10 protein-coding genes are annotated in these 13,883 nt (G+C 52.9%); 5 read left to right on the plus strand and 5 right to left on the minus strand.

Annotation, left to right across the window (positions count from 1 at the left end):
* Positions 1 to 41 precede the first annotated feature (41 nt).
* The 4 genes from FJ147_12125 to FJ147_12140 all read right to left on the minus strand — a co-directional run bounded on the left by FJ147_12125 (position 42) and on the right by FJ147_12140 (position 5,266).
* On the minus strand, positions 42 to 1,655 hold the full coding sequence (locus FJ147_12125) for a hypothetical protein (protein ID MBM4256628.1): 1,614 nt from the start codon (positions 1,653 to 1,655) through the stop codon (positions 42 to 44).
* Positions 1,656 to 1,756: 101 nt separating this feature from the next.
* Positions 1,757 to 3,952 carry a DUF839 domain-containing protein gene (locus FJ147_12130; GenBank protein ID MBM4256629.1) on the minus strand — a complete coding sequence of 732 codons (2,196 nt, stop codon included), beginning with the start codon at positions 3,950 to 3,952 and terminating at the stop codon, positions 1,757 to 1,759.
* A gap of 496 nt (positions 3,953 to 4,448) precedes the next feature.
* Positions 4,449 to 4,649 (minus strand): hypothetical protein, encoded by a 201-nt coding sequence (locus tag FJ147_12135; protein ID MBM4256630.1) that lies wholly within the window; start codon positions 4,647 to 4,649, stop codon positions 4,449 to 4,451.
* 389 nt (positions 4,650 to 5,038) lie between these two features.
* Positions 5,039 to 5,266 (minus strand): hypothetical protein, encoded by a 228-nt coding sequence (locus tag FJ147_12140; protein MBM4256631.1) that lies wholly within the window; start codon positions 5,264 to 5,266, stop codon positions 5,039 to 5,041.
* A 469-nt stretch (positions 5,267 to 5,735) separates the two neighbouring features.
* Between FJ147_12140 and FJ147_12145 the strand changes: the two genes are divergently transcribed.
* The 3 genes from FJ147_12145 (at position 5,736) to FJ147_12155 (ending at position 10,712) form a co-directional block, all read left to right on the plus strand.
* Positions 5,736 to 6,830, plus strand: coding sequence for a hypothetical protein (locus tag FJ147_12145; GenBank protein ID MBM4256632.1), 1,095 nt, complete (start codon positions 5,736 to 5,738; stop codon positions 6,828 to 6,830).
* Positions 6,831 to 6,833: 3 nt separating this feature from the next.
* On the plus strand, positions 6,834 to 8,945 hold the full coding sequence (ppk1, locus tag FJ147_12150; GenBank protein MBM4256633.1) for a polyphosphate kinase 1: 2,112 nt from the start codon (positions 6,834 to 6,836) through the stop codon (positions 8,943 to 8,945).
* A gap of 123 nt (positions 8,946 to 9,068) precedes the next feature.
* The gene (locus FJ147_12155) at positions 9,069 to 10,712 is read left to right on the plus strand and encodes an alpha-D-glucose phosphate-specific phosphoglucomutase (GenBank protein ID MBM4256634.1); all 1,644 of its coding nucleotides are present in this window, start codon (positions 9,069 to 9,071) and stop codon (positions 10,710 to 10,712) included.
* 40 nt (positions 10,713 to 10,752) lie between these two features.
* Here the strand turns inward: FJ147_12155 and FJ147_12160 are convergent, their stop codons facing one another.
* A complete protein-coding gene (locus tag FJ147_12160; GenBank protein MBM4256635.1) occupies positions 10,753 to 11,493 on the minus strand; it encodes a TerC family protein in 741 nt (246 codons plus the stop codon).
* Between the two features lie 168 nt (positions 11,494 to 11,661).
* Here FJ147_12160 and FJ147_12165 point away from each other — a divergent pair, with 168 nt between their 5' ends.
* A complete protein-coding gene (locus tag FJ147_12165; GenBank protein ID MBM4256636.1) occupies positions 11,662 to 11,994 on the plus strand; it encodes a hypothetical protein in 333 nt (110 codons plus the stop codon).
* Positions 11,991 to 13,793 carry a methylaspartate mutase gene (locus FJ147_12170; protein MBM4256637.1) on the plus strand — a complete coding sequence of 601 codons (1,803 nt, stop codon included), beginning with the start codon at positions 11,991 to 11,993 and terminating at the stop codon, positions 13,791 to 13,793. Before FJ147_12165 ends, FJ147_12170 begins: the two co-directional genes overlap by 4 nt.
* Positions 13,794 to 13,883: the final 90 nt, after the last annotated feature.

Below are 13,883 nucleotides of genomic sequence, written 5' to 3' on the forward strand. Positions count from 1 at the left end.
GTCGCCCGCGTTCATCCAGCTCTTCGACCAGACTTCGATACTTAGACCGAAGCCAGCACACAATGGTCTCGTCTCTCATCCCTGCTCTTGTGCAGAGGCTCTCCACTCCGGTCAATCACTATTGCGGTAAGTTGTTTCCTGCCACCGCCTAACGCGATATACGCCTTGTTGAGTTGCAACGCTCGTTGCCATGAAGGCGTGATAAGAGAGGTAATATCGAGGTCTCCGCCAGGAGCCGCGCGTCGTACGGCTGTTTCGTCGAGTTTTCCTTCAGGAAAGAAACGCGAAAGAATCTCGTCGTTGGCACGAAACTCATCACCTCCTGTCACACGGCGAAAATAGGTGAGAATTTCCGGGTCTGGATGCTCAGCTTGTGGGACATCTTGGATGCCTCGTAAATCTTGATGTCGCCACCCATCAGCGCCAGGTACCTTCCGAGCAAAGGCAAAGGTCTGGTCGACGGTCACCCCAACAGAACTATGGCACCCCATGCAAAAGTAATGTTCTTCCTCAGTCTGTAGCCGCAGTCGCCCGTGTTCATCCTCGATAAATCCCTGCAATTGCCACCCGAAGTCGTTACGTAAACCAACTAACGGTGATCCTTTGAAGGTCGGCAATTTTCCTTCTTCTTTATCGAGCAGCTCCTTCTCATACGTCCGTAACAGCGCCCAATCGTCCAGCCACATCCTCTTATGTGCATAGCGTACTTCTTTCATTCGTGTCGACAACAGCGTGGGATGCTCGGGATCAATATAACGAACGGTGTGGAGAAACTCGACGCCTTCAGGATAACGATACCGGCTCACAGCTACTGTCTTTGCCATGCCACAGTAGTGGGTTGGGAGATTGTGAATGCGCGTCGCCGCTGGCGTGAGCTGACCATCGCCATCAAGATCAGTACCAGCGGTGATTTCACTGACTGGCTCCACAACACGATCAAGGTTGTTGCGCGCTGGGGACGGAGCAACGGCGATCGCGGCTTCGAGAATCGCCAGATTACATTTATAGACATCTCGTGACAGATTCCCGTCACTATCCATGCGAAAACTGGGTGGTAGACGAATCATCACATCATCCGTGCTCCCATTCGTCGGCCAAAAGGTTCCGAGAAACGGCTTGTAGCGAACTGCGCGCCAACCACTGCCATCTGCGGCAAAACCCTCCTCGTCAAAACCTTGAGAGAAATCAAGATCAGGAATGTATCCGGGATAATCGGTTCGGCCCACAAGGTGTTCGCGCAACGACGTATAATTGTCAGTCCGAATGTACGACAACACGTCGCGATCGCTCATCGTCGCGATTGCCGCAGAGCGATCGACAAAAAGATTAGACCAATGGTTCGTCTGGGCAAACTCGCTAAAGGCGTATTCTTCCTGGAGTCGCCAGTCGTATTGATAATTTTCTCCCCGCGGTTGTGTATGACACGTCCAGCACGGATTCGCGACTCCGGCGGTTTTGGTATAGCACTGCGAAGGCACCGTCGCTTCGACATTCTCAATCTTCCCAATGCTAGATCGCGCGCGCGCAAGCGGATCATAAGAGTCAGGGTCGCTGGTTTTCTCCTCAGTCGCCTTCTGCGTCGTCACGTTCGCCATCGTGGCAATCGACACGAAGCCGCCAAGCGCTAATAGCATGAGCAGGACAACCAGCCTCATCGCAGTACGTGTTTCGTGGAATCGTTGAGAGCAATAGTGTTTCATAAGATTGGTGAACTGTCGGGGCACGATACGTCGTACCCCGACGAAGGCTGAACCCCTTACCGCGGCTGCGGGAAGGTGCTGACGTTTTTCAGATCTTCACCTGGGTGCTGGACAGCGAGGAAGATGGTTTCCTGATCAGAACTGAAAGCTGGTCCTGTTACCTCTGCATCACTGGGAACGCATGCCACGCGAAAGGCTTTGCCGAACGTCACGTTGAACAACATCGGCCCCTCACGGTGGGAAAGATCAAGGTCCAAGTAATACAAGCAGTCCGCTGCCTTCCCACTCGTCCGACCAAAATTGCCATCAGTGCCAAACCACACACCACCTTTGCGGTCGATCATGATGTTATCAGGGGCAGCAAACTCAAAGTTATCTCTCCCGCCATTGGCGCCTTTCGCCACTTGGAAAAAAGAGAATGTCTTCGATCCCGCAGGAGTGTCTGGTGTGGATTCTTGTAGCGCCCAGATCCCACCATTGCCATCATTACGACGGTCAGTGACATCCGCCTTGAGTAGCTTGCCGCTCTGATCGAGTTGGGTGCCACCCGTATGGTTAGTAAAAGCAATATATAATCGTGGAGTTCCACTTGGATCCCTGGGGTTCCATTCCAAGTCTTCCGGACGGTTCAGTTCCATAACCCCGATTTTGGCTTCGGCTGTGAACAATGCACGGCGCACATCATCATCGGTCGGGAAGCCACCGATCCCATTCCAGCTCACATCCCGCAGTGCATCACCAACTGTTTTACTCGCAGAACCAAGCGCGGAGGCATTGGGAGCAACATCTTTGCTGGTGACGCTGAGGTGAATCCATCGACCGCTTCCTCGTGCCGTTTCCGTCGGCGCAACGGATGTGCTACCGGAAATAATCGTGTTGCCGTTTCGGTTATCCAAGCCAGCAAAATGGGCAACGTAAAGCGCTCCCTCATCAAGCAAAGCACGAATTTCACCTCTGCTCATGCCTTTGCGATACACCTCTTTGGTCACAAACTTATAGAAACGACCACTGCGACGATCATTAGCGGCATACATCACAATCGGTTGACTGGGGATCAGTTCCCATTTGTCATCAGTGACGAAGGTGGCATTCTCCCAGCGGGCACGGCCGACAGCCCCGAGTTTTCGATGCCCTTTGCCATCACCACCAGCCTTCACGCTGTTGTAGAATTTGTCGGGAGCAGTCCCCGGATCAATTTCAACCAGGTAACCAAGAGTGTCTCGGTTATGACGCCCGTTCGGGTCAGAGATTCGCCCGAACTCTGATGCCGCGCTCGCTTCGTTGGTAAATGTGATGTTACTTCCTGGATCAAATCCCTTCCCGGCAACAAACTTTTGGTTATTATCCCACGCTGTTTCCAGGTCGCCATAGTAATCTTGCACATTCTCTTCGGCAGTGATGATCGTTCCCCACGGTGTTTGCGCTCCCGAACAATCACCGGCGATCCCAGCGACCACTCCAGCTGGAAGCGGAGTCCCGGTATCGTCTTGATCAGGCAGGACTGTCTGATAGCCGGTAATCCGTGACAACGTGCTACTGGTAGAGTCGTACCGCAGCGCGCGTGCGCCGCGATCTACACTCCAGTTGCCAGAGGAATCTTTGGTAATCTTCAGCCATGAACCACCGAGCTGACGCTTGTAGTTGCGGGTGAATGTATCAAGGTCCGTTTGAGTCCAGACATCAGCCGTAACATCGTTATTGAGGATCCCTAAGCCAAAGAGGTGCTTGGCTAACGAGAGGTGTTGGCCAGTTGGTGCACTGGTCGCGGCAGGAAGGTCGTTCGACACGTATTCGTGGTTCACCCACAACCAACCAGACTTGCCGCTGCCGTTGAATTGTGGGGCGCTGCCGGGAATATCACTTCCCTTCCAATTCTTGTCCCACCCATCCCCAAAGTACGCCACATAGTCGTTGTTTGCACCAAAGCGAGGCGCAGACGGAGACGTATCGGTTGTGAGCGGATCGAACCATTTCACCACCACATTACTACGTAGCCCTTTCATCGTCCGCACCAGCTCAGCGTCGGCTCCTGGTTCAAGCGGTAACGGAAACCCGTCAAGTTCACCGAACGCAAAGTCTTCTACTTTTTTCTTGACAAACGTGGTCACATCCCCACCCTTTTCGCGACCAATGGCAACAACAGCCGACAATGGCGCTTTCGGGTCAACCTGCCCCAATCCTTCTCCCACAAGGAAACTCATGAGGGCAGCACTCGTGAACATCACAGCCAGTACCCTACTGGCGATCTTCATACAGACTCCTTTCTTAACCGCGGTTGCGCGGTTAGTTAAGAAAATTTCTTCGCCTCCTCCCGACAGTCACGCTACTTATGCGGTCCGTTCATGACACCAGGATGACAGCGTTGTGATATGTGGGTGACAATGAAACTCGTGGCTGACGTAGGGGGGCGAGGCACCGGTGCTTGTTTTCACCAGTGCCTCGGGGAGAGAGGCCCGCTCTACTGCGCAGCCTCGGGGTTAGGGAGATGATCGTGGCGGAGTATAGGAGATACGTATTGCAGGATTATGAAGAGACGATGAAGAATAGATTACACAGTCCCGAGCGGCGGAGCAACTCCAATTGGTATAGAAAAATATCACCATAAGTGATTGCACGATCTTCTAGAAAGATTCTTCGCTGACAGGGCGAGATGTCTGAGCATCCCGTGTACGAATGGTCTGTGGTCCGATTGAGAGACAATGGCGCATGCGTCATTTTTAGTGAAGTTTTCAGTGGCAAGAGGAGCCCTTACCACAGCCACCAGAGAACGAGGCCGAGGAAGCACGCGTTTCCCAACGACAACGCGAGCAAGGCAAGCCGCTCTTCGTTCCACCACTGCCGCATTTTACGGACGCGCGAGGAAAACCGCCGAGGGGGACGAGCAAATTCAACTTCGGTCACAATGACATTCACATGAGATGGGATCAGTCCATGAGTCAGTTTGTACATGATAGCCTCCCGTGATGGAGATCATCGGAGTGGTTACGGGAACGGTGCACTAGATGCGTTACGAAAATATGTTGAAAATGGAAAATAACAAAATCCTCAATGAGGCATCGGAGAGTCAAGATTTCGCTATCGCAGTAAGAGCCACACCCACAAAGACGGCTTCGACACATTTTTCGATGACGTTCTAAAAAGCTGTTGATGAACCCTTCGACAAGCTCAGGGGTAACGGCAACGGAACTGAAACAGGGATCAGCTAACCCGTTCGTGCTGAGTCCTGAGCCTGTCGAAGGAGCGAAGCACGGTTGCGCTTTTTGCACTGGCCTCTGCGGAATGTATCAACAGCTTCTAAGCATCTTCTGTGCCACAGAGCGGTGAGGACAACACTTCTGCTACTGCAATCGAGAAGTCGGAACTGCCGCAGTCACCAGTGTCAACCAATCACTCTCGACGTGCCCTTGTTTTTCCAACAAGAGTTCACGCCGCACAATTTCGGCTTCGATAATCTCACGGGCGAATTCTTTTGGTGGAGTAGCACAGGTTTCCGCTACCCGCTGTAACCGTCGCCACCAAAAAAATGGCAGTTGAAGAGAAAGATAAACCGTTTCGTCCTGAACCATGTTTGCTCCTTGAGGAAGGTAGTACCTCTGAAGGTAGCCCTGACGGTCTACACGAGAATGACAAGTGTGTGACGGTTAGGTGACGCGTACTTCGTCATGGTGACCAACAGCTCCACCGTCATAGAGCCGTCATGTTCCTGTCATACTCTTGTCATATTGCAGTGCCAAAGTTCTTCCTCTTTCCCCTTTCTGTCGACCTGGCAAGGAACGAATTATCTGGAGGCATTCTTTTTTATGGACTCACTCTATCGTCAGCCCTCAGCAAGCGAGCTGATCGAGCAAATCGCTCAGCACTTGCGGCAGTACCCATGTGACCTCCGCCATGCTCGTAAATTACTGCGTCGATTTCATGCATCGGCAGCCGACGTCATCCAGGCGATCAACCAGGTAGCAACTCCCTTAACGCTTCAGGTTGATCCCACGAATCCTACGGATAAGGTATTGCTCCATTTGCTCCAATTTCCTGGAGATGTGGTCGATATGCGGTGGGTCATACAGCAATGCCATGCGTCAGAAAGCGACGTGCAGCATGCGCTGGAGAAATTGGAAACCTATATCGTGGATGGTGGGGAGGGTGTGGGTTGTGCAAGGATCGACAAAAAGTGAGATTGCTCTTGATCTTCGCCAAGCTCTTTCTTATGCTCCTAGTGTGTCTGAGTTTCTTGCGCTGGTTGAACTAGGATCAAATGCCGTTCGCTGTCTTGTTGCTTCAATCCTTCCAGGAGTTGGCTTTCGGGTACTTCAGGAGGCACGTGCGCAAACGCGTCTGAGTGCTGGCCGCCCAGGAATACTGTCTCCCATCGCAATTGGGGAAACCTCCGACACCATCCGCCGCTTTGTCCGCGAAGCACGACGGGAATATCAGCCGCGTATCCTCGCTGTTGCCACCTCGGCAGTCCGCGATGCCACAAATCGTCAGGATTTGTTGGAGAAGTTGCAGCGTGAAGCTGGCGTGTCCGTGCGTATCCTGAGTGGTTTAGAAGAAGCGTTATTGGGTACCCAAGCAGCATTACACAGTCTGTCGTTCCGTAATGGTACCGTCGCGGACCTTGGTGGCGGGAGCTTACAGCTTACTCATGTGCGCGAAGAGGAAATTTCTTCAGCCGCCAGTATGCCGCTCGGTGCAGTGCGTACGACGACACGATTCTTCAGGAACGACCCGCCAACTGAACGTGAAATCCAGTCCTTACGACAGGAAGTCCATCATCAACTTGCGCGCAACTTTTCAATCTCGGCTCCCAGTAGCGAGATGATCGGGCTTGGGGGAACCATTCGCACCCTCGGACGTATGCATCTCACTACCATCAACAAGCAACGGTCGCGACAAGGCCTCAGCTTGCAACGGAGTGACCTCAGTGCACTCCGCGAGCGGATGGAAAGGCTCCCGGCTCGTGAACGCATCCAATTGGGAGGCTTGAAAGAGGAGCGTGTAGATATCATCGTTGCTGGTACGATCGTCATCGAAGAAGTCATGCGACTGGGCAACTACCGAACGCTCACGGTTTGCACTGAGGGGGTTCGACAAGGGTTGCTACTACGCGAAACCTTTGGGCGAGGAATCTAAGGCATGGAAGAACGGCTGTACACCAATCGTGAACTCTCGTGGTTGGAGTTCAACCGTCGTGTTTTGCACGAGGCACTCGATGAAAGCGTCCCCGTATTGGAGCGCGTCAAGTTTCTCTCGATCTTTAGCTCCAATCTCGACGAATTCTTCATGGTACGAGTCGCGCGTCTGAAGCAGCGTATTGCCGCAGGCGATCAGCAAACAGCCCCTGATGGGCTCAGTCCACAGCAAACATTAGCCGCGGTCGCAGAGCGCGTGCATCGTTTGGCTGAACAGCAGCATCGCTGTTTCTTGGAAGACCTCCAGCCACGCTTAGCTGTAGAGGGCATTCGCATTGTGAGCCCTGCCGATCTCACGGAAGAGCAAAAGCGTTTTCTGCACGACTACTTCCAGCGTACCCTGTATCCTATCGTCACCCCACTGGCGATTGACCCAGGACATCCATTCCCACACCTGGCCAATCGTGCGCTGTGCTTGGTGGCGTCCTTGCGACGCTCTCGCCCATCACATTTGCCTAACACGTCCTTGTCGGTTGTGCACTTGCCAGCCCAGGCTGTTCCCCGTTTTATCGCCTTGCCAGCGTCGCCGGGGGCACATGTCTTTATTTTGCTGGAGGATGTCATTCATCTGAATTTATCGGAACTCTATCGCGGCTACGACGTTCTTTCGTGTCATGCCGTGCGGGTGACACGGGACGGCGATACCAACATGCAGATACCGCTGGTCCGTAACCAGGATCTCCTTACTGCCATAGAACAAAGCGTGCGGGATCGACGTATGGGAACCGCGGTCCGCCTCCAGTACGATGACGATATTCCGCCCGAGGTCCTCACAAACCTTGTCAGCGAGCTTGAGTTACAATCTGAAGATTTATATCCCGGCAAAGGATTTACCGCATTTGCGGACCTCTTCCAGCTCTATACCGCTGTCGATATTCCACGACTGAAGGATCGTCCCCAGCCTTCCCTTCCAGTACCTGCATTTGAGACTACGCCTGACGTATGGAGTGCTATTCGCAACAATGACATCCTTGTCCATCATCCATACCAATCATTCCGGGCAGTCACACGTTTTTTGGAAGAGGCGGCAGATGATCCCAAGGTACTGGCCATTAAGATGACCTTATATCGGGTCGGACCAGCTTCACCGATTCCACAGATTCTCGCTCGCGCGGCTGAGAACGGCAAAGAAGTGGCGGTGTTACTCGAATTACGGGCGCGCTTTGATGAAGAAGCGAACATCTCTTGGGCCCGGGCACTCGAAGAAGTCGGTGCGCACGTGGTCTATGGCATCGTCGGCTATAAGACACATTGTAAGGCATGTATGGTCGTCCGTCAGGAAGCAGACGGGCTGCGTCGTTATTGCCACCTCGCGACCGGCAACTACAACGTTCGGACCAGCACCATCTATGGTGATCTCGGGTTGTTCACTTGCCGTGAGTCATTCGGAGAAGATCTTACCGAATTGTTCAACCTCATGACCGGCTATGCCCATCCACGCGAGTCGCACCATTTACTCGTCTCCCCTTTTGATCTGCGAGATGGCATCGTTCGCCGTATCCAACAGGAAACCGCACACGCCCAGGCCGGACGACCGGCCCATATCATCGCCAAGATGAATGGCCTGGAAGATCCTATTGTCATTGATGAGCTGTACACGGCCAGCCAAGCTGGGGTACAGATTGATTTGATTGTCCGTGGCTTATGTTGCCTCCGGCCTGGTATTCCCGGCGTGTCTGACAACATTCGCATCATTTCTATTGTCGACCGTTATCTGGAACATGCACGGATTTTCTATTTCCACAATGCTGGAGAACCAGAGTATTGGCTTGCCTCTTCGGACTGGATGCCACGCAATCTCGACAATCGCATTGAGGTGGCGTTCCCCATTATTGATCCGCGGTTGCAGGCGCAAATTCGTAAGGTGCTGGATATACAGTTGAGCGATTCGGTGAAGGCCCATCAGATCTTACCTGATGGCGGTTCGGAACGTTTGACTTCGACAACCGGCGTGCCCCTTCGCTCGCAAGAACGGCTCTATGAACTGTACGCGAGCAGCCAGCTTTCCTTATCATTCTTCACCCCACAGCCAACGCTGCACGCAGGAAAATCGTGAGGGCCTCGCGCTGCCCGCAGTCGACATGACGGGGGATGAAACTGTCATCAGGCAGACACAATTCTGACAGCGCATCGCAGGAACGGAACGACAACGCGTGATTCTTGTAGAGGAGCAATGAGCATGACACGTCTCAACCCCTTGGCTGGTCTTCGTGCTGAACCAGCAATGCTAATCAATGTTCCACAATTGATCGCTGCCTATTATGCGAATCGTCCTGACTCTGCGGTGCCTGCGCAACGTGTCGCCTTTGGTACTTCCGGGCATCGCGGCTCGGCTTTGAGCAATTCTTTTAACGAAGCGCACATTTTGGCGATCACGCAGGCGATTTGTTGGTATCGCCAGCAGCAGAGCATCAGCGGGCCATTGTTCTTAGGAAGAGATACCCATGCCCTCTCTGAGCCTGCCTTTCGGACGGCGTTAGAAGTCCTGGCGGCCAACGATGTCGAGGTCAGAATTGATGCGTTTGGCGGCTATGTCCCAACTCCTGTCCTTTCGCATGCGATTCTCACCTTCAATCAAGGGCGTACGCATCAGCTGGCTGACGGCATTGTGATCACACCGTCGCATAATCCCCCTGAAGATGGTGGCTTCAAATACAATCCACCGCATGGTGGCCCGGCAGATACCCAAGTAACACAGTGGATCGAATCACAAGCCAACACGTTGCTTGCCAATGATCTTCGTGAGGTGAAGCGCATTCCCTATGAACGAGCCTGTGTGGCTTCTACGACGTTGTACCGTGGCTATATCGAGGCATACGTGGCCGACCTCGCTAACGTCGTGGACATAGAGAGCATTCGCAACGCCGGGCTCAAGTTAGGGGCTGATCCACTAGGTGGCGCTGGGATTGCCTATTGGGGCGCTATTGGGGATCGCTATGGACTGGATCTTACTGTGCGAAACAACATCGCTGATCCGACCTTCTCCTTCATGACGCTGGACTGGGACGGGAAGATCCGCATGGACTGTTCTTCTCCACATGCGATGGCAGGTTTAATCGCGCTGAAGGATCAGTTTGACATTGCGTGGGCGAATGATCCTGACCATGACCGACATGGCATCGTCACGCGTAGTGCGGGATTATTGAATCCCAATCAATATTTGTCTGTTGCCATTGACTATCTGTTTCAGCATCGTCCGAACTGGCAAGCGAACGCAGCGATCGGCAAGACCGTGGTCAGTAGTAGTATGATCGATCGCGTCGCCAGCCAATTAGGTCGCAAGCTAATTGAAACGCCGGTGGGCTTCAAGTGGTTTGTCGAAGGATTGGTCAGTGGCACGCTTGGGTTCGGCGGTGAAGAGAGTGCTGGTGCGTCGTTCTTGCGTCACGATGGATCGGTATGGACTACCGACAAAGATGGCCTCATCTTGGGTTTACTGGCCGCAGAAATCAGGGCCAAGACTGGTCGTGATCCTGGCTTGTATTACCGAGCTCTCACTGAAAAGCATGGTGATCCAGTGTACGAACGCATTGACGCTCCAGCCACACCCGAACAGAAAGCGAGACTGCAGCGCCTCACACCGGAAGAGTTGACCAGCGATATGCTCGCCGGAGAAAAAATTCAGCACGTACTCACGAAGGCACCAGGCAACAACAGCGCCATTGGCGGCCTCAAAGTGATGACCGCCAACGGTTGGTTCGCCGCGCGTCCGTCTGGGACAGAGAATGTCTACAAGCTTTATACTGAGAGCTTTCTCGGTACGGAGCACCTTCATCGGATTCAAGAAGAGGCGCAGGAACTGATTACACGGACGCTCGCATAAAACGGCGCCCTGCACCATCCTGCAACGGCTCCTCCCCGTGCTACGCAGCCTTGTACGGCTGGTGCAATTCTACTGGTTTGGCGCGAGCCTTTTGCCGTAAGTTGAGCATTTCGACAAGCACTGAGAACGCCATAGCAAAGTAGATGTAACCTTTCGGGATATGCAGTTCCAACCCTTCGGCCATCAAAGAAAAGCCAATCAGAAGTAAAAAGCTCAACGCCAACATCTTGACTGTCGGGTGACGGTGGACGAAGTCGCTGATGGGGCCTGCTGCCCATAACATCACCGCTACGGCAATGATCACCGCCGTAATCATCACCCACAGTTGGTTGGCCATACCAACCGCAGTAATGACCGAATCAAGAGAAAACACGATATCGAGTAAGATGATTTGGGTGATGACGCTTTGGAAGGAGGCTCTCCCTGTCGCTGAGCCGCGCTCGGTTTCACCTTCCAGTTTCTCATGAATTTCGTAGGTACTCTTAGCCAAGAGAAACAATCCACCCCCCAATAAAATCAACGACCGTCCTGAAACAGGAACATTAAAGACGGTAAACAGTGGCTCAGTTAACCGGATGATCCAACTCAACGACAGAAGCAAGAGCACCCGAGTGATCATTGCCAGGGCTAAGCCAATCTGCCTGGCCTTCGCCTGTTGCTCTTGCGGCAGTTTGCTGGCGAGAATCGAGATAAAGATGATGTTATCGATACCAAGAACGACTTCTAGTACCGTCAACGTGAGTAAACCAATCCATGCCTGTGAGTCGGCTAACCACTCCATAGATGCTCATCCTCCCCCAAATAAAAAATAAATTGGACTACCAAGCCATTGTCTATCTATGAACAGCACCCCAAAAGTAGCCGCTAACGTAGCAAAGTGTGTGCAGACAGAACAGCCTGTTGCGCTGCGGTCTTGCCCAAGGGAACCAAATCTGAGATACGAAGCAACGTGAGGAAATGGAAGCGATTTCAGCACGCATTGCGCCATGCGTTCGCGTTACAACCGATAGGGCAGCCTTTCGCATCTGACGAGATAGCTCTTTTAGAGAAAGTCGCTGGTGCTATTGTCAAACGCGGCATGGCGACTCCCGCACTCGTGTTTCTCGAATCGTTAGGGCCTTTGCATTTTCTCGGCAGCCAGGTGATGCATGGGTTAAAACCCTTTCTAGATCTCGCGTGTAATCCGACCGAACTCGAACGCCTGGCAGTAATCCTCGAACGACGTGATAGTCTCGAACGCCTGAGCAGTTGTATTCAAGAGCAGGCAAATATCCCCGCATGAATCCTCAAGCGTTGCGTGTCATTCTTGCCACTGATTGTGGCAGCACCACAACCAAAGCGATCCTCATCGAGAAACGCGGGGATGAGTATCGTCAGACCTATCGTGGTGAAGCACCGACGACAGTCGAAGCGCCCTTCGAGGATGTCACCCGTGGTGTGCTCAATGCGATTCAAGAAATCGAAGAACTTTCTGGTCGCACGATTCTTGACGGCGAACGCATCATCACTCCAGCAGATGGCGGAACCGGAGTCGATATTTACATCTCGACCAGCAGCGCCGGGGGTGGGTTACAGATTATGGTCGCTGGTGTCGTCAAATCGATGAGTGCGGAAAGCGCGCAACGTTGTGCACTCGGTGCAGGCGCAATCGTGATGGATGCCCTCGCCGCCAACGATGGACGCCCCAGCTATGAAAAGATTGAACGTATTCGCCATTTGCGGCCAGACATGATCTTACTCGCCGGTGGCACCGACGGTGGCACGGTTTCTCATGTCGTGGAGATCGCTGAGTACATTGCTGCGGCTGACCCACGCCCGCGTCTTGGGATTGGGTACCAACTCCCCATTATCTACGCAGGCAACAAAGACGCGCGCTTACAAGTCCAGGAGATCTTGCAAGATAAAACGGCCCTGTCGATAAGCGAGAATATCCGCCCAGTGCTGGAGCAAGAAAACCTGATGCCAGCGCGTCACAAGATTCATGACCTGTTTCTTGAGCACGTAATGGCGCAGGCCCCAGGGTACAAGAAACTGATCTCCTGGGCAGGAGCACCGATCATCCCAACACCCGCAGCAGTTGGAATGATCATCGAAACATTGGCGAAACGAGAAAATATCAATGTCATTGGGGTCGATATTGGCGGCGCAACGACTGACGTATTCTCGGTTTTCGGCGAGATATTTAACCGCACAGTCAGTGCAAACCTCGGTATGAGTTATAGTGTGTCGAACGTTGTTGCCGAGGCTGGGCTAGGAAACATTCGCCGTTGGCTCCCGTTTGCTTTTGACGAGCAGAGTTTACGTAACCAGATCAAGAACAAGATGATCCGACCCACGACCATTCCCCAGACCATCGGCGATTTACAGATCGAACAAGCTATTGCCCGAGAAGCGTTACGTCTCGCACTCAACCAACACAAAGAGTTAGCTGTTGGACTGAAAGGCGTACAGCAAGAGCGTTCGGTCTCTGATGCGTTTGAACAGACGATGTCAGGGCAAAGTCTGATCGATATGTTCGCGTTGGACCTGATCATTGGCAGTGGTGGAATTCTTTCTCATGCTCCCCGCCGCGTCCAGTCGATGGCGATGATGGTCGATGCCTACGAACCGCTCGGCATCACGCAACTCGCAGTCGATAGCATTTTCATGATGCCGCATCTCGGCGTGCTGTCGACGGTCAATGAGCAAGCGGCAACCGAGGTGTTTGTCAAAGACTGTCTCGTGCCGTTGGGAACGTGTATCGCACCGCAAGGCAGCGGAAAAATTGGCGAGCCTTGTTTTTCCTATCGCTTGCTGTTCCCTGATGAACGCGTTATCGAGGGAACGATAGCGAGCGGCGAACTTCGTCTCCTTCCGTGGGCAACGAACCAGGAGGCTGGGGTTGAGCTTACTCCAGCACGGGGGTTTGATTTTGGTGCAGGTAAAGGCAAAAAAATCACAGGCAGGGTGAAAGGTGGAGTCGTTGGCTTGCTCCTCGATGGTCGCGGACGACCACTCCACATTACCAGCGATGAGGCTCTGCGCGTACAGCAGTTGCAGGGATGGGCAGAAGCAGTAGAACTCTACCCTGTGTATGAATGAAAAAATTAAGAATTAAAAATGAAAAATGAGGAGAAAAGACAGGGTGCAATGAGTTTTCTATTCTTCATTTTGCATTTTGCATTTTGCATT

Source organism: Deltaproteobacteria bacterium, assembly GCA_016874775.1.
GTDB lineage: Bacteria > Desulfobacterota > Binatia > Bin18 > Bin18 > VGTJ01.